The sequence below is a fragment of the Microcoleus sp. MON1_C1 genome (assembly GCF_036701945.1).
Taxonomy (GTDB): Bacteria; Cyanobacteriota; Cyanobacteriia; order Cyanobacteriales; family Microcoleaceae; genus Microcoleus.
Genome location: NZ_JAUBRO010000015.1, coordinates 109,524 through 130,088 on the forward strand (window position 1 = coordinate 109,524; position 20,565 = coordinate 130,088).

Below are 20,565 nucleotides of genomic sequence, written 5' to 3' on the forward strand. Positions count from 1 at the left end.
GGTAATTGGTAATGGGTAATTGGTAATTGGTAATTACTTGATTGCCATTTTTCTATTTTCCATGCGGATCTTGTATGATGTCATACCGGGCAGGGCCTGACCCCCAACATCTAAATGTAACAACATCTATCGCGTAGGGTGTGCCACAAGCACAAAGAACCCCGGACAAATGCCGAACATCTCTCCGGTACCAAAAATATATGTATTTTCACCCGTTTACCAATTAGATTGGTTTGAGTACGACGGCCGTATAGCGTCGGGGAGAGAGATATTGTTGAGCCAGGCGCTGGAGGTCTAAGGGCCCAAATGCTTTAATCCTGGTGGGATAGCTGAGCGCTAATTCCGCAGTGGCGATCGTATTGTAATATCCGTAAAGACCGGCGAGCTGTCCCGGCGTCTCGAGCGAGAAAGCAAAATCGTTGCACAGCAAACGCTTACAGCGGAGCAATTCTACCTCGGAAACCGGCTCAGACTGCAATTGCCAAAGTCGATCGCAAATCCGAGATTCCACCTGTTCAATATCTTTCGCGTCCAAGACTGCACTTATAGTAAATAAACTCGATTCCCGTTGCAGCGAGAAAGTGCTGTCGATCGCCTCTACCAATTGTAATTCTTCCCGCAGTTCCCTGACTAAACGCGAAGTCCGCCCGTGTGCGAGCAACACCGACAGCAAATCCAAACCGCAAGCACTTTGCAAGTGTTCAACTCCCGGGCCCGTCCAGGCCATCATCAGCCGCGCTTGTTCCAATCGGGGGAGACAGAGTTCCTGACGGCGAATTTCTATCAGTGGCGGTTCCGCCTCTGCGGTTAATTTGGGACAATCCCACCGATCGGAAAACTGCTCGAAAGCTTTCCCCGTAATATCTCTAGCCTGTTGTTCATCAATTCCCCCGACTACCACCACAGTCATATTTTCCGGCTGATAGTGCGATCGGTGGAAACAGCGCATTTCGTGGGGAGTTCGCGACATCAGCAGTTCTTCCGTGCCCAATACCGATCGCCTGTAGGGATGTCGCTGGTAAACTGTTTCCATCATGGCTTGGAAACCCAGCCAATCGGGATCGTCTTGAGCTTGACGGATTTCTTCGAGCACCACATCTCGCTCGCGATCGAATTCCAGATCTGGAATCGAAGCCCGCAGCAGCAATTCTGCCAGCGGCTGCGCTGTTTCTGCTAAATAATCAGCCGCAGCGTTGACGAAAAAATGCGCGTAGTCGTGACTTGTAGCTGCGTTGGCGACACCGCCGCGATTTTCGATTACCTGGTCAAATTCTCCCGGGGCGATCGAATCCGTCCCTTTAAATATCATGTGTTCTAGAAAATGAGCCATTCCCGACCAAGAATCCGGCTCCAGCGTAGCGCCAGCTTTCACCCACACGTCTAGCGCGACCACCGGTGTGGCCGAAATCCGCTGGTGAATGACCGTTAACCCATTATTCAGCTTCCAGACATTGGCTGGGAACTCTAAAGCAGTGAGCAGTTGAGACAAGCTAGTTATTCTTAAACTTTAGTTAACTTCGGCTGCAACTATGGTAGCGCTTTACAGCTATGCGATCGGGATTAATTGATACAGAAATCATCACTCATCTGCCATTCATCCTTACTCATCTGTTGTTTTTTGCTTTTTGCTTTTTTTCAAGCAGTCTCAAATACTTACCCTTTTTTTGCTCAAAAGTCAATAGGTTGCGCGGGATATTAATGAATCAGTCGGGAGAAAGAGGATGTTATCAGAATATATCAATAAATTAAGAGATGTAAGAACACTAAAGACATTGAGAGGAGAAACGACAGATGGTAGCTACCCTAGAAGATACCAAGCGCCAAGCGATCGCCACTAAATTAGCAGACATGAAAGCGCTGCAAAACCTGTTGATCGCCAACGAGCAATTGTTCATCAATTCCTGCAACGACTCCGAACTAGCCCAGCGCTTCCGGGATATGCTCGAAGACGATCGCAAAAACTTGGGCGTATTAGAAACTACGATCGTGCAATACGGCATTCAAGCTGAGCCCAAAGAAACCAGTGCAAAAATGATTGAAGAAGTTCAGAAACTCATGGAAGGTTCTGAACTGACACTGTTTGAAAAAGTCACCCAGCACGAACTGCTCAAACACAAACAAACAATGGCCGGTTTGTTAATTCACAAAGCTGCTCAAGTAGTCGGCGCCGACATCGAAGCCGCCATTACTCCCCTCAACACAGTTAACTTTGAAAACCGCGCTCACCAAGAGCAACTCAAGGGAGTTATGGAAATCTTGGGCGTGCGCGAGCTGACCGGCAAAGACCCCGACCAAGGCGTTTGGGCTCGCGTACAAGATGCAATGGCAGCAATGACCGGCATCATCGGCGGTGCAGTTACCCGCAGCAAAGATGAGATGAACATCACCGAAATCATCTCAATGGATCACCGCAAAACCGATACCCTCTTTATGGAAATCGCAAGCACCGACGATCCTCAAAAACTGCAAGAATTCTTCGGTCAACTTTACAAAGACCTCAGCGTTCACGCCGAAGCCGAAGAACAAATTGTTTACCCAGCAATTCGCAGCTACTACAACAACACTCAAGAACTGTACGACGAGCAAGCAGAAATGAAGCAAATGCTCGCCAAGATTAAGTCAATGGACCCCAGTTCTTCTGATTTCAAAGCCCAAATCAAACAGCTCCAAGCAGCGGTTCAAGATCACGTAAAAGAAGAAGAAAACGATATGTTCCCTCAAATTCGCCGCAACTTGAGCGAAGCACAAATGGAACAAATGGCTACTCAATTCAAAGCAGCCAAAAGCACCCTCCAGCAAGAAATGGCTAACCTGAGCTAATTCAGCAGCGAGCTAATTGTAGCTCTAGCTGAGCTCAAAACTAGCTAAACTGCAACCTATCAATCCCGCTACCCACGTAGCGGGATTACTGTTTTGTGTAAACGTCACCAATGTTCAAAAACTAATATCAAATCTCTTATAGCAATCCTTCCAGGAGTCGTACATTTTTTACCCCACCCCAACCCTCCCCTTGGCAAGGGGAGGGAGTAAGAAATTCATAAATGATTTAGGATGGCTGCATCGGAATTATTCATCTATCTATTCTCTTCATGTGCGTGAATCAGCGTCAATCCCTTGTCATCTGCGGTTCACCAATTCTTTTTTTTTCCGCAGATGACGGCATATCAACACAGATTAATGCAGATTAATTGTATAAATTTCGCTTGCACCGTCCGTGATTGTTGATCCTTCGGCGAAGCTAAGGGGGCCTCGCTGTTGACTGAATTTTACGCCCGATGATGCTAGCAGATTCAATATAACTAAAAAAATGAATAAACCCGCCCTAGGTAACGTCATTGTGGGGGCGGGTTTATTTAGATTGTGACTTATAGTCAGAGATTGTGGGTGAAATTCTCCGCCAAAAAATGCGGTTATTTATATCTAAAGTCGCGACAAATCTATCCGTTAATCACAGATCCGCCGTTGGGATGCAAAATTTGACCAGTCATGTAAGACGAATCTTTTGAAGCTAAAAACACGAAACTGGGGGCAACTTCATCGGGTTGACCGGCGCGTCCCAATGCCGTGTCTGCACCAAATTTCTCCACTTTTTCTTCAGGGAAAGTTGCAGGAATTAGAGGGGTCCAAATCGGGCCGGGCGCGACTCCATTGACGCGAATTCCTTTCTCCGCTAAACTTTGAGACAAAGAGCGGGTAAAGGCAACAATTGCTCCTTTTGTGGAGGAGTAATCTAGTAATTGTTGATTGCCTTTATAGGCGGTGACAGAGGTAGTGTTGATAATTGCACTTCCCTCTTTGAGGTGTTTGAGAGCGGCTTTTGTGAGATAAAACATCGAGAAAATGTTGGTGCGGAAGGTGCGCTCTAATTGTTCGGCGGTGATGTCTTCAATGCTTTCTTGGGGATGCTGTTCGGCGGCGTTGTTGACGAGGATATCGAGGCTACCAAACTCTTTAACGGTTTGTTCTACAAGGTTTTGACAGACGTTTTCGTCGCCGATGTCGCCGGCGATCGCAATACAGCGCCGACCTTGTTGTTCGATCGCCTCTTTGGTTTTTTTGGCATCATCATCTTCGTTAAGATAGCTGATGACCACGTTAGCGCCTTCTTTGGCAAAGGCGATCGCCACTGCACGCCCGATACCGCTGTCTCCGCCGGTAATTAAGGCTACTTTGTCCCGCAATTTGTCGCTACCGCGATAGCCCTCCGCGAAGGACTGAGGTTGCGGAGTCATTTGTGATTCAATACCGGGTTGCTGGTCTTGATGTTGAGCCGGATTGGTTTGTTGTTGAGTTGGCATAACATATTCCTCTAGGTTCTACCTCTATAAATAAAGGTTTTCTTGAGGCGGGGAATCGCTCTTTTTGCCGATCGTTCCCTACCACTAAAGACAGTTAGGGCGATCGAAACCAATTGTTATACTGAACTTCCCCCTGCAAAGATACTTACAAAGACTCAAAAGTATCCGAGCGCAAAGGTTTCAATTGTTGAGTAAAAAATTGTGTACCCATGTAGATGATTGATATCTGTTTGCGATCGGTCATTATATTGAATCTACAACAATTGAGCGCGAGATCCTGCGTCAGCTATTGCCGATCAATGGGTACAAATTTTCAGCTCAACAGTTGCATCATTTGTTGAGTAAGAGTTTTAGGACTGTTAGTACATTTGTATGGGGGAAGTTTAGGTTATAGTTGTCAAAACAGCAAAAAGCACGCCAAAACATGATTTGACGTGCAGTTTAAAAAAAGTTAGCTGCTAATTGCTGAGTCTCAAACTAGAGACTCAACTTAACATCAGAACAGCTACTTTGTAGGAGCTACCAAAAACAGTAATGGATCGACTAAAGCCAAATTGTCGGGCGTTACAATCAGCGAACTCGCCGTTCTCGACTCATCAGGGTTAATCAAGCTGCTAAATGCAATCTGAGGTGCGATCAAGCTGTCAATAGGGGTAACAGATTGAGCAACCGAGCCGGGGTTATTCAGAGGATCGGTACCAGTTGCCACCTCCCGAGATTGACCAGTCACAGGATCGTCGAGATCGAGGCTGCTTAGTCTTACTATTCCCGATGCGTCTGGGGGCGTCGCAGTCGTCGTAGGCGCTGTGTTAGGACCCGGCACGCTAAAGTTAACCGGATTCGGTCCCGTTGGGATTGGGAACGGGTTATTAACGCTCGCATCGAAGACTTCCAAAACCGAGTAGGTGCCTGGGGACAAATTAGGAAACAGAGCAATACCATTAGCATCTGTTCTCACCAGCGGTTCGGTAGCAGGATCGTAGCGGTTGTTATTGTTCAAATCCAAGGTAAATGGTATATTTTCCAGGGGCGGTTCGTTTGCATCCCGTATACCGTTGCGGTTGTCATCTCGGAATTTAGGAACCGACAGGTCATAGCGGCGAGAGTTACCCACCAAAGCACAAGTAAAGGTTTGATTTGCACCGAGAACAATATCCAGCGGTTGAGTCGTTTTGAAGAAGCCAGAAGGTGTTACTTCCCGAACGCTGTAATTGCCAGGGCGCAAATTGGTGAATGCAAAAGTACCAAACTGATCGGTGGTAGTAGTGGGTTCATTTGCTTGCAACACACCGTCACGGTTGGTATCGATCGCAATGGTGACACCAGGAATAGCTGGTTCGTTACCATCTCGATAACCGTTCAGGTTAAAGTCCTCAAACTTGCAACCGGTGATGTTGCTGTTGGGTGTGTTGGCAAAGGTAATGTTGGCGTCCTGAGTGCTGAGGGTCACATCGACGCGATCGGCTGTAGAAGGAGAGAAATTGGGCTGTGCAACTTCTCGAACGACATAGTTGCCTGTTGGCAAGTTGGTAAAGGCTCCTCTACCCTGGGCATTTGTCTGGATTTGCTGTTCTCCAGTGTCGGGAGTGCCATTGTTATTGGTGTCGAGGAAGACAGTGACACCGCTAATTGGCGCTTCACCCTGAGTTGGTTCAAAGCGACCATTGGCATTCAGGTCATTGTATTTGAAGACATTGATGTTCGGTCGAGTGTTGCCCACACCGGCATTGTTGCCAATACCCTGAGTTGCTCCCACAGGAGTAAAGATAAGTGATGGCGATGGGTTGGGCGCTGGTAAAGTTGTAACTGGCGCTGCAAAAATCGGCCGCTCACCAGTGGTGGCGATCGATCTTTCACCTGGTTGTTGAATGCCGTCGCGGTTGGAGTCTACAAATTTAGGGTCGTTTGGCTTCAGCGTGTAGGTTGTGTCTGTTACTAAGATTGGTTGCTCTCTGCTGATCGTACCCTGGAATCGTGCCTGCGGCCCTGGTGCCGAAACCAGAGCGGGGTTTGGAGTTGTTGCTACTGGAGCATTGAGGTTTCCTGGGGCACCGCCACCTACTTCTGCAGGCAGTACACTTGGAAAAATTTCCAACACTCTGTAATCGCCAGCTCGCAAATCCTTGAAGATAACTACTCCGTTCGCATCTGTGATGGCTATCGGTTCGGAGCCTGCTCCATCCCAGCGACCGTTCGCGTTCACATCTAAAATAAACGGTACTCGGGCAATGGGGGGTTCCAATACTCCACTAACAACATTTCGCGTTCCGCTGCGGTCTATGTCTCGAAATTTGTTAACTTCAATTTGATAGAGCGGAGTATCGCCAACTTGAGCGCAGGCAAAGGTTTGACCTGCTGCTACCGTCACGTCCAGTAGGGGAACGTTGCCGGGGGGAGTGCTTTGGGGAAAATCTTGTGTTTCTAAGGGTTCTGCGTCCGTAGCATTAACTTCTAGTCCGGTAACAGGATTAATCTGTCGTCTGATCCGTTCTTCCCGAATCTTGTAGGTTCCGGGTAATACGTTGAACGACCATGCACCATTTTTGTCTGTTAAAGTGTTCTGTTCCTCTGCATCGCGTTGACCGTTGCCATTTGAATCAATATATATCCTGACATTTTTAATCCCCGGTTCATTCCCATCTCGGAAGCCGTCGGCATCTATGTCTAAGTATTTGCATCCTACGATACGACTGCCTGTAACTGGTGGAACTCCCGCGTTGCCAAAGAAAACGTTGACATTTGTGTTTCCAAGAGTGACAGCAAGGGGGTTGGGAGTAGTAGCGGTGAAACCAGTAGGTAGTTGCGTTTCGGTGAGTACGTAATTGCCAGGGACAAGATTTATGAATGAGAACGCGCCGTTAGCGTCCGTCGTGGTTGAGAGTTCTCCAGTACCAGCATTAAATACACCGTTGCTGCTTGTTGCTGATTCGAGGAGGATGGGGATATCCCGAAGACCTGGTTCATTGGGCTGTCTGACCCCATCTCGGTTCAGGTCATTGAACTTGGTTCCTAAAATTGCCGGGCCAGCATTCCCAACCACAACTGGCTGTAATTGCTGGGCAATGCGCTCTTGCTCTTCGTTAATTGAAGCCATGATTTCTCTCCTTCACACCTAAATCCACGTAAATTACAGACTACTGTATGGGTTGTAACTTGCTGAGTAGTTTTTACTAATAGCTGACAACCGCTACTCGATTTTACATACGTCTGCACTTGAGGTAATGTTCCCATTTCACACAACAATGCCTCAAGCTTTGTCGCTGGCAAGTATATCAGGTTTTGAAGAACCCTGGCAATTTGAGGGCAACATCTTCAGGATTTGCACACCTTCTCTGTCCGTACATACTTGCGGTTTCCAGCTTTAAAAAGCCTAAGACTGACTTCTCCCCCCTGATATCAAGTCCGGCTGCATTGTTCTTGTTCGTCCTGGGAAAGCTGTCCTAGACGATCGCCTCCTCTGGGATTGCAAGGACAGCTTTCCCAGTATCGATCGAGCTACCTGGCTTGATATGACTTGCTTTGCCTGGAAATACGCCGATCGGGGTTGGGGGGACTGTCTGCTAGTTTCTCACTCACAGATGTGCTACTGCCTCTGAATATTGCAACCAATATACAAGCCAGCTTCGGAGTTGCCGGAACTTAGGCTTGAGTGTTGGAGGTTGCCAACAATAGGGTATCACGCGATCGCCCTTTCACCTCTTCGTTATTTTTATCTGCGGTTTGGGATTCCGGGCGATCGAGCTTTGTCTCACCCTACATAACCCATAAATCTCTTCCACCCACAGTGCTGGCCGAGTTCCCGATCGCCCCTTTAATTAATTCATTTTTCTTGACAAATTCACCGGTTTGTGCATGAGTATCCAGACCGACATTCTGTGGCCCAAAGTTAGGAATATTGCCTAAATTGGCAACAGGTCGATCGACCCCAAAATCACTAATTTGATAACTACTATCACGAGCCGAACTCAAAAGCAAGCTATCCGTCCCAATATTACCCACAGGTTCCCCCGGATAGCTGCTGGCATCCGTCAGCAGGTCGCCATTCCCGGATTTAGCCGAGCAACCCTCAGCATCTCTCCCCGTCACCAAATCGATGCTGCTAGCCCGAATATCTGCCGAGACAACAACCACCGTAGGGGGAGTCGTTAGAATGAAACCCGGCGGCGGAACTTCGCGGACAACATAACTACCTACCGGAACGTTGCGGAAACTGTAATTGCCTTGAACATCGCTTAAGGTACTCGCTTCACCCGGATCTAAACTGCTGTTGTTGTTGAGGTCGATGTAAATTGGAGAGTTGGCGATCGGCGGTTCCCCAGGATCTAGGCGGCCGTTGGCGTTAACATCGTTAAATTTCACACCGCTGATCGTTCCCGTTACCAATACATTGCCAAAGCTGAGATTAGTGGCATTTGTGCCGTTGCCCACGATGATGGGAGTCGGATTTGGCGTGGTTTGTCGAAAACCGGGCTGCTGGACTTCCCTGACCAAATAGGTGCCTTGAGGCAAATTGATAAAAGAGAAATTACCTTGGGGGTTTGTTAAAGTCGAAGGTTCGTTGGGATCTGGGGCGCCATTGTTGTTGAGGTCAAGGTAAATCGGCCAGTTGGCAACTGTCGGTTCCGTCGGTTCCTTGATACCGTTAGCGTTGAAGTCGTTGAACTTGAAGCCGCTGATGCTGCCGGTAGGAAAATTGTTGCCGAAACTGACGCCGACAGCGTTGGTAGTGCCGATTATGTCGATCGGGCCTGGATTTGGCGTAGTCTGTACCCATCCTGGTTGTTGGACTTCCCTCACCAAATACCGGCCCGGGGAAACATTCGCAAAAGTGTAGTTGCCTTGCGGGTTTGTGATGGTGGTGGGTTCGCCCGGGTCAACGCTGCCGTTGCCGTTGAGGTCGAGGTAAAGTTGCCAGTTGGTCAGAGGCGGGTCTGTCGCGTCTCTGACGCTGTTGGCATTGAGGTCGTTGAACTTGAAGCCGCTGATGCTGCCGACAAAAAAGATATTGCCAAAATTGATGTTGTTGACAGTGGCGTTAGAAGTAACGTTAACCGGGCCGGGGTCAGGCGTGGTTTGGCGAAAACCCGGTTGCTGGACTTCTCTCACCAAATATGTATTTGCGGGAATATTGACAAAAGCGTACTTGCCTTCAACGTTTGTAAAAGTAAAAGGTTCGCCGCCGTCGAGCCTGTTGTTGCGGTTGAGGTCGAGGTAAATTTGCCAGTTAGCTAGCCCTTGTTCCCCGGGATCTCGGCTGCTGTTGTTGTTGATGTCGTTGAATTTTGTGCCTGCGATCGTCCCTGCGTTGAAGTTGTTGCCAAAATTGATATTGCCAACGTTTGTCCCGCTGGTAATCGTGATGGGTGAGGGATTTGGGGTAGTTTGGCGAAAGTTCGGCTGCTGGACTTCCCTAACTTGGTAAGTGCCCGGCGGCAGGTTGGCGAAGACGTAGTTGCCTACCTGGTTGGTGAGAGTGGAAGGTTCGTTAAACTCTGGCTGGCTGTTGTTGTTGAGGTCGAGGTAGATTTGCCAGTTGGGAATTGGGAATTCTTCAGGATCAGGGCGGCCGTTGGCGTTGAGGTCGTTGTATTTGGTGCCGCTGATGCTGCCGACTTGGAAGTTCCCGATGTTGACGTTGCCGATGTCTATTTGGCTGGCGGTTCTGGATTCGGACATGGTGTTGCTGGGGCCCAATGAACGCGGTTCAATGTTTTCTGTAGGGCAATCTAGCAGTTTTTTTGCCAATTGCAGCTATTTCAGGGGAGAAATTATTTTTAGGAAAGGGAAGGGGAGAAAAGTTGTGAGTTTTGATTTAACTGGTTCGCAGGCATAGCCAGGGAATCAGTTAATGCCTTATGCCCAATTCCCTATGCCGAAATTCCCAATTTTTTCCAGATTTGATGTACGATCGCTACCAGTTTTGCAGAGGTCGAATTCCCAATGTCCCAAAACTTGACAGCAAGCTGGAATGAAGCCCGCGAGGTTCCGAGTTTGCTCTTCGGCTGGAGTTTGTGCGGTTTATTTGTAATAGGATCGATCGCCTCTACTCCTGCTGCCGCACAGCTACCTACCTCCGAACAAGGTAAAATTAATAGCCCGATCGCTCAAACAGGTGCGATCGTCCGCCCCGCAATCAAATTGGGCAGCCGCGGCTCCGAAGTGATCGAACTCCAAGCTGCTCTTAAATTATTGGGCTTTTACCCTGACACTGTAGACGGGATTTTCTCCCAAAGCACCGCTAGAGCTGTGTCTCAGTTCCAGGAAGCAGCAGGTCTGCCTCCCGACGCCATAGTCGGTCAAGATACTTGGAACCGGCTGTTTCCTGCGACTCCGAGCGCGATCGAAAACCCCATCGCCAACGATCCTACAACTACCGACAACTCAGAGATTAACCCCCAAGCGCAGCCAACTAATTTTCCGGTTTTGAGAAGACGAATGCGGGGGGCGGCAGTCAGAGATTTGCAAGAACGGCTGCGGGCCAAGGGATTTTTGCGGGTGAGTGCTGACGGCGTGTTCGGTCCGGAAACTCAAGCTGCTGTCAAGGCGGCTCAGCGACAATATCAACTGCCAGCAGACGGCATTGTTGGTCGCGCAACTTGGGAAGCTCTGCTGCGTTGACAGCGAGCGAAAAGTGCCGGGTATGCACGTTGCGCGCTCTGGCGATCGTACAAATTGTTAATAATCGCTTTTGGAAGTATTTCATCACATCAAAAAGTGTCAACTTTGGTAAACAAAGTGTTTTTATGCGCGCAGTTGGTGTTAACTTAAAAACATGAGGGGCAAAACCAAGAAGCACAAAAAACTTGGATAAAAAATTTGGAATTAGAGTATTTGTCCCGCTCGGCTCTAGTCCGCAGGCAACGCCTGAACCGTGTAGCTTATTAGCAAAAAAAGGTTGATATTGCGATCCGGATTTGTTAGATAGCTTGAGGCTATTGGATTAATCAAAAGTTGCGATCGCACAACAGTCAAACACAGAAGTCTGAATAGACTCCGCTGATAGCTAGCTCGTCTACAGAGTAGTTGCAAAAAAGTCCACCTTAGTTGTAGTTGGCTGAAACTCAGCAGAGCTAAAAACCCACTTGAATCAACTTAATTTACAAACTTTTTAGGGTCTGGCATCCGATATGCTAGGCCCTAAAATTTTGTTGTTGGTTATTGGTTATTGGTTATTGGTTAAGCTCCTTTAAATGCCGAACAGCTTAGCCGGAAAGGATATTCCCAATGCCCAATGCCCAATGCCCAATGCCCAATGCCCAATGCCCAATTTCCAATAACTATTTAATCTCCTCAATTCGAGCATTCAAACCGTTAGTGCTGAGCATTTGTAGCAATTCCTCAGCTTTTTCGAGTTCCCGAAAAGCACCGGCTTGCATCACCGATCGCCCGCTGGAAAAAGAGCGAAAAGTACCCGGAACCAGGGCTTGCATTTTTTGTCGATCGCCGGGCCTGTCGGTATCCACCACAACTCGATAGCGCAAACCCAAAGCAGACGGTAGATCGAATGACGGCGAATTCTCCCGGGAATCGGGCAAAGAATTCCCCCCTAAAGGTGCAGGTACATAGCCGCCCCTTCCGATAGGAATGTTGCGGCCCGGAACCGGCAATCTACCCTCGGAAGAAACCGAACTCGAACTATCAAAATTGGGAGGAATCATTGGTTGCTGTACCGAAATTTCCGAAACCGATCGAAAACTGGGATCGGGCACGGGAATTGCGATCGCCCCTTGGACTACCGATGAACCAGCGGCGTTCCTCGGAGAAAGCTCTTGCCGCAACTCAGCGCTTCGCGGTGCGGGTCGATTTTGCACCGGTCGCCTTGAAACGGGCGCAGGCGGGGGAAGTGGCGCTCTTTCACTTCTGGGACTTAGCCGGCCGGGAGTGTAAACCGGGAGAGAAGTGTCTGGGCCACCGATGCTGGGAGGTCGATCGGCCCTTAGCTGCAAAGCACTTCCCCCCATTGGCGGGGGGGTAAAAGTTCCCGCCACATCAACCGAGCCCGTCGTCCGGCTGCTCAATAATTGATTGCCGTAAGCTGGGATTACTTGACCTTTGGCCGCATTGTTCACATCGTACTGCCCGTTGTTGCGAATGACATTGCCCCCCGGTTCGGCGGCAGTTCCCAAATCCGGCAGAGAGCTCGCGATCGCCACAATTCCGTCCCGCCGGTTACTCTCGATATAATTGTTACGCAGCACAGGTCTAGCATTAGCTTGCACCACCACGCCGTCCTTATTGCGAGTAATTTTGTTACCGATGAGCAGAGGCGAAGCGTTCTGCGCTACATTCACCCCAAATCCCGTGTTTTCAAACACATTATCTCGAACTTCCGGCTGGGAACTGCCAAAAATCGTAATGCCGTTAGCTCCATTTTTCGAGAAAACATTCCCGCCAATCGTCGGCCTGGAAGTACCCACTACCGAAATGCCGTCGTGAGTGCTGCCAGAAAAAGTATTGTTGACAACCGTTGGAGAACTCGATTCGATCCACAAAGCGTAACCGCGATCGTTGGTATTCGTCACCGTCACCCCGCTGAGTCCCGCCCCGTCTGCGCCTAAAATCGCGATATTTTGACCTGCAGAAGTCGGACTGATAAAGTATCCTCCGCCTTTGATGACAATATTCTGACCCCGAGTGTTGGGATTTCCCTGAACTGTCACGCTGGGCCTGAGCATTAATGGAAATTTTTCGCCGGTTTGCTCGCTGTAAGTACCGGGCGCTAGCAAAATCGCTGTTTTGGGCGGCGCCACGCTTAAGGCGTAGGTAAGGGTTTTAAACGGAGCTCGATCGCTGCCGTTGCCCCCCGTGTCGCTGCCGCCTGTCGAGCTGACGTACAGTATGTTAATGTCGCTCTGCAGGGTCTGAGAAAGTAGCTGCACTCCCGGTATCCCGGCTGCGATAACTGACGGTTGATGGTTGCAAAGGGCGGTCATCGCAAAAACGAGCAGAAGGCAAGAACTCAAACCTTTGTTTTGCGATCGCTTTTCTTTGCGCCTGGTCGGTTGTGAGTACATCAGCATAAAAAAACGCAACTTATCTGTGATCCGAGTTTCGCCTCCGGTGTTTCGTATCGGGTTTTCGCGATCGAACTTTGATTTCACCCGCCTGTTTGGGTTGTTCTCCCTTAATCTTTTGTGTTGTTCTGCTAACCTCACGGCTCTCCTCCCAAGTGTGGTATGCAGCTTAACGATTTCACTCTCATCAAGTTTGATCTATTATGCTTCGTTTTTCTCAAATTCAATAAAACTTAAAAATTTGTCTGAATTAAATCGGTTGATGCCAAAATTAAGCCGATCGCTGTACTAGAATCTATACGGCGTGGGACAATGTAGCGGTTTGACTGGTAAAATTAATTATAATTAGGGTGGTTCTGAATGACCGACAAACAAAACAGAACTTTACCGGCACAGCCAGCCCTCTGCCGGATCTTAGATGCAAATTTAGATCGCTCGCGCGAAGGGTTGAGAATTATTGAAGAATGGTGCAGGTTTGGTCTCAACAACGCGGATTTAGCTGGCGAGTGCAAGCAACTGCGTCAAGAATTGGCTGCTTGGCACGTCGCAGAACTTCGCAGTGCTAGGGATACGCCGGCCGATCCGGGTACGGAGTTGACTCACCCGCAGGAAGAGCAGCGTTCGAGCATCCAGCAGCTACTGGAGGCGAATTTCTGTCGGGTGGAAGAAGCTCTGCGGGTACTCGAAGAGTATGGCAAAATTTACGATCGGAATATGGGGGCGGCTTTTAAGCAGATGCGCTATCGGGTTTATACTCTCGAAAGCAATTTGCTGGCTTACCGGCGCTACCAGCAGTTACTTCGATCGCAGTTATACCTTGTAACTTCCCCCAGAGACAATTTGTTCGGAGTCGTGGAAGCTGCTTTGCAAGGGGGACTGACTTTGGTGCAGTACCGCGACAAAAACTCAGACGACGGCGCAAAGCTGGCTAACGCGCGCAAGCTTTGCGAACTTTGTCACCGCTACGATGCTTTGCTGATTGTGAACGATCGCGTGGATTTTGCGATCGCAGCGGGTGCTGACGGCGTACACTTAGGACAGCAAGATTTGCCTGTGGCGGAAGCGCGCAAGTTGCTCGGCCCCGGACGCATCATCGGTCGTTCTACTACGAAGGGCGAGGAAATGCAGCGAGCTATTGAAGAGGGAGCCGACTACATTGGAGTTGGGCCGGTTTACTCCACTCCTACTAAACCTGATAAACAGGCTGCGGGTTTGGATTATGTGCGGTATGCTGCTGATAAGTCGCCGATTCCGTGGTTTGCGATCGGCGGAATTGATATCAACAACCTCGATGAAGTATTGAATGCCGGAGCTCAAAGGGTTGCCGCAGTACGCGCGATTATGGAAGCAGAACAGCCTACTTTAGTCACGCAGTTTTTCATCTCGCAGTTGATTCGGATGCAGAATCTGAAAGCTCAGAAAGCTTTGCACGGAAAAAACTAGGTTGATTGGGGATTTGTAGGGCGGGTTTAGCACAGGAAATGTGTGCATCAAATATAATTTTGTTACAAAACCCGCCCTGAAAACAGATATTTTACTGATGATAAATCAAATTGCGCTGCAAGTTAACGGAGAAACCCGCAATTGTGCGATCGACACACCGTTACCAAAATTACTAGAACAATTGGGATTAAACCCGCGCTTGGTGGCTGTAGAGTACAACGGGGAAATTCTGCACAAACAATTTTGGGAAACTACACAAATGCAAGAGGGTGACATCTTAGAAATTGTCACAATTGTCGGGGGAGGCTAGCCACAAATTGGTGACAAATTAAGCCTCTAGTCCGCCAGGGAATGAATTCCCTGGCTAATAGCTAAAGTCCTCTCAAGAGGACTAATAAGTTCTTCAGTCCTCATAGCGAGGACTTTAGCTTTGAGGCAGGGGTTTCAACCCCTGTCGGACTATCGGTTCTACGCTAAGTTGTCAGGAATCTGCCGAACCTAGGAACCATAAAACTAAACTGCGACAGCTTCAGCCACTGGTTCAGCCACAGGTGCTGCTACAACAGGATAAATGCTGACTTTCTTGCGGGTTTTCCCTTTTCTTTCAAAAGTCACCACACCGTCAATCATGGCAAACAGAGTATCATCTCTGCCGATACCTACATTGTTACCAGGGTGAAATTTGGTGCCGCGCTGACGGATCAAAATGTTGCCTGCTCGGACAACTTGACCGCCGTACTTTTTGACACCCAGACGCTGGGAATTAGAGTCGCGTCCGTTACGTGTACTGCCTGTACCTTTCTTGTGGGCCATAATATCCTCAACTGTATTTACTATTTTTTATTCTGAATCAGTTTCGGCGGTTTGGGGGGTTTCCACAACTGCTGCAGTTAAGTCTCTGGCGGCTAAGACTGTACCGTTGACGCTAATCGAGTCAATCATGAAGCGAGTTGTTTCTTGACGGTGCCCTTTTTTCTTCCGAGTTTTCTTTTTCCGCTGCATCTTGTAGACGAGGACTTTGCGGCCCCGGAAATGCCGGAGAACCGTTCCTTCTACAGTGGCATTTTCTAGTAGAGGCTGGCCGATATGAACCTCGCCTTCGTGCTGGATCAGAAATACTTTGTCTATGGTGACTTTGGATTCAGCTTCAACGTGAAGCAGTTCGATGTCGTAGAAGCGGCCTGGTTCTACCCGAAATTGTTTGCCGCCGGTTTCAATGATTGCGTAAGTCATGGGATGGTGGTTGAAATTGCCGTACAGGTAGCTGATGAGTCATTGGTCATTGGTCGTTGTGGACTTTTGACTGCTGACTGCTCTCCAGCTTTTGGAATGTCTTAACCTGATCCGAGCCGGATTTAGACAGACAATCTACTATTATTGCGGATTATTGGAGTTTTGTCAAGGTAAAAGAAACTTAATCTTTTCTAAGTGTTAGTTTGAGAACCGATTTGTGGCGACGAACTACGGAATGCTTACAGAGTTAAATGTAGATTTTCTCGGATTCTCTCTTCTCAAAGGCGGCAGGTAAAAATGGCAAATCGCATCGGGAAATTCTTAAATACTGATATCAAAGAACTGTTTTCCGCCGACGCAGCGGAGGGAATCGGAGAAGCTGGGAAAACAGCCGCCGAATTGGCAAAAATGTTCAAAGAACAAGGGCTGGACAATAGCAACTTGCTGCTAGAGGTTTTGAACTCTCCCTTAGCTCAAGTTGTGGGAACTGGATTGCCATTTGTCGGGATTGCGGCGAAAATGCTGGCGTTTTTTATTGAAAAAACTCAACAGCAGCCGACTTTAGCTGATTGCATTTTCCTCGTCAGTCAGGCGGCTTATCTGGAAAGTTTTAAGGAGTTTCTTGCAAAAGACGCAAGTTTGTTAAATCGCATCGGGCAAACTCCGGTTTCTGATGGAGTTAAGCAGTTGCTTAAAAAACTGGCAGATTTAGAATTTAACGATAACGATCCGGATCAAGCAGTCACAAAAACTGTTATTTGCTTCCGCGATTCGATATTAGCTAAGGAATTCAACCTAGTGCTGTCACAGCGGCTGCAACAAGCCGGACTGAAGGCCGAGAAAGCTCAAATTTTGACAAAGAGAGTTGCTGCTAATACTCACCGCTATTTGATCCAAGCTTGGGCCGTTTCCGGCGAAGCAATGAAACATCTTGGACAGCCTTCTATCAGCGAATGGCGGAAGGAACAGGAGAAATATCACAGCATTGACAACTACCTGCAAGAACAGATTGCCTCTCTACCGCTACAACCCGTATTTACAGAAAATTTCTCATTCAAGGATATCTACGTCCCTCTGAAGGCAAAGGCAATTAATAAAAATGGCAAGCCCATAAATGATGCAGAAGTTTTCGATTTACCAACTTGGGCAAAGCAATTCCTTGAGGATGAAAAGAAAAAAAATCGGGTAATGTTTGTCGAAGCTGGGCCCGGACGCGGGAAAAGCGTTTTTTGTCGGATGTTTGCTGACTGGGTGCGGCAACATCTGTATCCAATTTGGACGCCCGTGTTAATTCGACTGCGAGATATTCCCATATTGCAAAAGAGTTTTCGAGAAACGCTAAAAGAATCTGTTAATACTGGTTTTGCTAGCGATGACGGCTGGTTGACGGATCGAAACACACGATATTTGTTTTTCTTGGATGGTTTTGATGAGTTGCTGATGGAGGGGAGAAGCAGCGGCGGTTTAGAGCAATTTCTCAAGCAAGTAGGACAATTTCAGCGGGACTGCGATCAGAATTCGGAAATGGGGCATCGGGTTTTGATTACTGGCAGAACTTTAGCTTTGCAAGGGATTGAAAGGCAAATGCCAGATAACCTGGAACGAGTCGAAATTCAGGTAATGGATGACGGACTACAGCAACAGTGGTTGAGCAAGTGGGAAGCCCAATTTGGGGCGGAAAAAACCTCTGCTTTTCAGCATTTTTTGCAAGATGAATGCTGTCCAGAGAATGTAAAATCAGAACTGTCGCGAGAGCCGCTCTTGCTTTATCTCTTAGCGGCAATGCACCGGGACAAAATCTTGAAAGTTGAGGATTTTCAAGGAACTAACAGCACTCAAGCAAAAATTTTGATTTACAACCAAGCTGTGAATTGGGTACTCACTGAACAGCGGTCTAAATTGCTCAATCGCAATTTGACCGAACTGGAAACAGAGGATTTGCGGCGCATCCTGACAGAAGCAGGGTTGTGCGTGGTGCAATCGGGAGGAGAATGCGCTCCTGTAGCGATGATTGAGGAACGATTGAGAGAAGACAACTCGGTTAAAGCATTACTTGAAGAAGCACAAAAACGGATTGGCGACAATCCTCTAAGAAATGCTTTGGCGGTTTTTTATTTTCAGCAAGGCAGCAAAGAAGGTTCTGTAGAGTTTGTACACAAGAGTTTTGGTGAATTTCTGTGTGCGGAACGGTTGAAAGAAAGTTTGCAAGAGTGGACGGAACCGGGAAAGAAAGGTAGAGGATTTAATACTCAAGACTCTCAGATGGAGTGGGAGATTTATGATTTATTGGGTTATGGGCCGCTGACGGGAGAAATTGTGGAATATTTGATGGGGTTGTTAACAACTCCGGCTGTTGCAGGGGAAGAACGTCTGTTTCGCCCTGTGGAGTTATTCCAGCGTCTGGAGGGTTTTTATTTGCGGTGGTGCGAGGGAGAGTTTATTGATATGCTGCCGGAAAGTTTGCCTCAGAAGAAGATGCGCCTACTGCGAGATCAATTGAAAACCCAAGAATTGGGACAGCGACAAATAGATGTTTATGCTGGTTTGAATGTGATGATTTTGCTGTTGGAGTGGCACCGTTACGGTCAGAAGACACCTGAATTCAAAGACAAAATGGTTTTTTATCCTTCCGGGAAACCTAATGCTGAAAGTAAACTTGACGATGCAAGTCGGTTGTTGCGTCTCATAGGTTATAGCTATTGTATTGGGAATTCTGGCTTTCTCCAAACAGTTGGGAGATTCCTCAGTGGCGCAAACCTCAGCGGCGCAAACCTCAGTGGCGCAAACCTCAGCGGCGCAAACCTCAGCGGCGCAAACCTCAGCGACGCAAACCTCAGCGGCGCAAACCTCAGCAGCGCAAACCTCAGCCGCGCAAACCTCAGCCGCGCATACCTCTGGGACGCAAACCTCAGCGGCGCAAACCTCAGCAGCGCAAACCTCAGCCGCGCAAACCTCAGCCGCGCAAACCTCAGCAGCGCAAACCTCAGCAGCGCAAACCTCAGCAGCGCAAACCTCAGCCGCGCAAACCTCAGCCACGCAGACCTCAGCGGCGCATACCTCAGCGGCGCAGACCTCAGCGGCGCAAACCTCAGCGGCGCAGACCTCAGCGGCGCATACCTCAGTGGCGCAAACCTCAGTGGCGCAAACCTCAGCGGCGCAGACCTCAGCGGCGCAGACCTCAGCGATCGCACTTTTGGCGATGTCAAATGGGATGAAAATACAAAGTGGGAAAATGTTGGAGGTTTGGATACAGCCGTTGATGTTCCAGAAGCGTTAAGGCGACAGCTAGGAATGCAGTAGAAACATTTTTCCAGGCTTGGCGTATCATTTTTATGAACAGGCTTTCCGACCTGTTCCACAAAGAGTGAATTTTCTTGTGGGGTGGGCGCCAGAATCCGCGCCCGAAAGGCCGATCGACATACGAAGGTCGATCGACCTTATTTTATCCAAAAGGTCGATCGGAGTGGATTTAAGCCGTTGCAGAACATTTGCGCGATCGTAACAATTCCAAAGCTTGCTGTTTCACCCTACCCTCCATCACCTCTTTTTGCAAATTAATAAAAGCCTCAAAATCTTCTAAACCGTACTTAGTCATCTGCAACTGCTGTCGCAACTGTTCTTCGGCCTCAACCGTTAAGCAACCTGTTGCCAAAGCTTTTCGGACAATTTTACTGATTAAAGTCATACTAGATTCACCCTGAATACACCTACATTAAAACACTGAAGTTTTGTCACCCGACTAACTCAGGTTTTAGTTTGTTTCATAATTACACTTCAAATAGGTTAAATCTACCTTAAGGTGTATGTAAATAAAGTTATTTTGGATACCTCCAGGAAACTGTAGAGATTTTAAATGTACAGTGCGATTAAATTGAGATATTTAGTTTTGGCACGGCTCTATTATTCTTCCATTACCTTAAATCTACCTTAAGGGATAATTTAAACATAGCGATTTGTGACATTGGAAATTGTATCGATGTTAAATGTAGAGTGCGCTTAAATTGGTATATTTAGTTTCTGTCTAACAACAGTCGCCATTCTCTGACAGCAAAAGGAGGAACCAGCAATTCTGTTTGTTTTTGATTTTTTACGGGAAAATTCAACAGCAAAGGTCGATTACTTTCCAGTTGTGTAATTATTGATTTGAAATCGTATTCTCCGACATTAATTGGCAAACCCGACTCGTTCCAAATATCATTAGCATTGCCAATTTCGCGCTTGCCTGCAGCAACTTTCAGCGGAACCGGGTGCTGCAATTCTGTTCCGGGAAATCCTACTAATCTCAGATTTAAAGACTTTACTACTCCCGACTTGACTCGCTTGTACAAAACAACTTGCCATGCTTTATCGTCTGTATCGCGCAGGCTTTGTACGGATCGAAACATTACTGTCTCGGCAGTTTCTGGATATTTGTGAATCGAGGCGAAAGCAGGCGGGCTAACCGCTAAGATTATATACAAGCACAAGCTAATAATAGTTAAAGTTCTACGCCAACAATAATATTTTTTCAACTTCCAATACCTCCAATAGTTTACATTTTTTTAGCAAACAACAGAAAAAAGGACAGGTTTGTATTG

Annotated in this window: 14 protein-coding genes; 5 read left to right on the forward strand and 9 right to left on the reverse strand. The window is 47.9% G+C overall.

Annotation, left to right across the window (positions count from 1 at the left end; translation table 11 throughout):
- Positions 1–223 precede the first annotated feature (223 nt).
- Positions 224–1,489, reverse strand: a complete 1,266-nt coding sequence (locus QUA62_RS11040; protein WP_333403937.1) for a pitrilysin family protein — start codon at positions 1,487–1,489, stop codon at positions 224–226.
- A gap of 302 nt (positions 1,490–1,791) precedes the next feature.
- Between QUA62_RS11040 and QUA62_RS11045 the strand changes: the two genes are divergently transcribed.
- On the forward strand, positions 1,792–2,820 hold the full coding sequence (locus QUA62_RS11045) for a hemerythrin domain-containing protein (protein WP_333403939.1): 1,029 nt from the start codon (positions 1,792–1,794) through the stop codon (positions 2,818–2,820).
- Between the two features lie 617 nt (positions 2,821–3,437).
- Here the strand turns inward: QUA62_RS11045 and QUA62_RS11050 are convergent.
- The 3 genes from QUA62_RS11050 to QUA62_RS11060 all read right to left on the reverse strand — a co-directional run bounded on the left by QUA62_RS11050 (position 3,438) and on the right by QUA62_RS11060 (position 9,974).
- Complete coding sequence (locus QUA62_RS11050) at positions 3,438–4,298, reverse strand: SDR family oxidoreductase (protein ID WP_333403941.1); 861 nt, start codon at positions 4,296–4,298, stop codon at positions 3,438–3,440.
- A 505-nt stretch (positions 4,299–4,803) separates the two neighbouring features.
- Positions 4,804–7,392 (reverse strand): SdrD B-like domain-containing protein, encoded by a 2,589-nt coding sequence (locus tag QUA62_RS11055; RefSeq protein WP_333403943.1) that lies wholly within the window; start codon positions 7,390–7,392, stop codon positions 4,804–4,806.
- 659 nt (positions 7,393–8,051) lie between these two features.
- The gene (locus QUA62_RS11060) at positions 8,052–9,974 is read right to left on the reverse strand and encodes an SdrD B-like domain-containing protein (protein WP_333403945.1); all 1,923 of its coding nucleotides are present in this window, start codon (positions 9,972–9,974) and stop codon (positions 8,052–8,054) included.
- Positions 9,975–10,238: 264 nt separating this feature from the next.
- Between QUA62_RS11060 and QUA62_RS11065 the strand changes: the two genes are divergently transcribed.
- Entirely contained in the window at positions 10,239–10,916 is a 678-nt protein-coding gene (locus tag QUA62_RS11065; protein ID WP_333403947.1) for a peptidoglycan-binding protein, read from the forward strand.
- A gap of 659 nt (positions 10,917–11,575) precedes the next feature.
- Here the strand turns inward: QUA62_RS11065 and QUA62_RS11070 are convergent.
- Positions 11,576–13,399 (reverse strand): DUF1565 domain-containing protein, encoded by a 1,824-nt coding sequence (locus QUA62_RS11070; RefSeq protein ID WP_333403949.1) that lies wholly within the window; start codon positions 13,397–13,399, stop codon positions 11,576–11,578.
- A gap of 273 nt (positions 13,400–13,672) precedes the next feature.
- Between QUA62_RS11070 and QUA62_RS11075 the strand changes: the two genes are divergently transcribed.
- Together QUA62_RS11075 and thiS are read left to right on the forward strand one after the other, a co-directional pair.
- Positions 13,673–14,755 (forward strand): thiamine phosphate synthase, encoded by a 1,083-nt coding sequence (locus QUA62_RS11075; RefSeq protein WP_333403951.1) that lies wholly within the window; start codon positions 13,673–13,675, stop codon positions 14,753–14,755.
- Positions 14,756–14,852: 97 nt separating this feature from the next.
- On the forward strand, positions 14,853–15,065 hold the full coding sequence (gene thiS / locus QUA62_RS11080) for a sulfur carrier protein ThiS (RefSeq protein WP_333151696.1): 213 nt from the start codon (positions 14,853–14,855) through the stop codon (positions 15,063–15,065).
- 203 nt (positions 15,066–15,268) lie between these two features.
- On the opposite strand, the gene rpmA is transcribed toward thiS, so the two are convergent.
- Both rpmA and rplU read right to left on the reverse strand, forming a co-directional pair.
- Positions 15,269–15,568, reverse strand: coding sequence for a 50S ribosomal protein L27 (rpmA, locus tag QUA62_RS11085; protein WP_006634942.1), 300 nt, complete (start codon positions 15,566–15,568; stop codon positions 15,269–15,271).
- Between the two features lie 27 nt (positions 15,569–15,595).
- The gene (gene rplU, locus QUA62_RS11090; protein ID WP_006634941.1) at positions 15,596–15,988 is read right to left on the reverse strand and encodes a 50S ribosomal protein L21; all 393 of its coding nucleotides are present in this window, start codon (positions 15,986–15,988) and stop codon (positions 15,596–15,598) included.
- Between the two features lie 297 nt (positions 15,989–16,285).
- Between rplU and QUA62_RS11095 the strand changes: the two genes are divergently transcribed.
- On the forward strand, positions 16,286–19,288 hold the full coding sequence (locus QUA62_RS11095) for a pentapeptide repeat-containing protein (RefSeq protein WP_333403953.1): 3,003 nt from the start codon (positions 16,286–16,288) through the stop codon (positions 19,286–19,288).
- A 169-nt stretch (positions 19,289–19,457) separates the two neighbouring features.
- On the opposite strand, the gene QUA62_RS11100 is transcribed toward QUA62_RS11095, so the two are convergent.
- Both QUA62_RS11100 and QUA62_RS11105 read right to left on the reverse strand, forming a co-directional pair.
- Complete coding sequence (locus QUA62_RS11100; protein ID WP_333282049.1) at positions 19,458–19,673, reverse strand: hypothetical protein; 216 nt, start codon at positions 19,671–19,673, stop codon at positions 19,458–19,460.
- 325 nt (positions 19,674–19,998) lie between these two features.
- On the reverse strand, positions 19,999–20,499 hold the full coding sequence (locus QUA62_RS11105) for a DUF3122 domain-containing protein (RefSeq protein ID WP_333403955.1): 501 nt from the start codon (positions 20,497–20,499) through the stop codon (positions 19,999–20,001).
- Positions 20,500–20,565 lie beyond the last annotated feature (66 nt).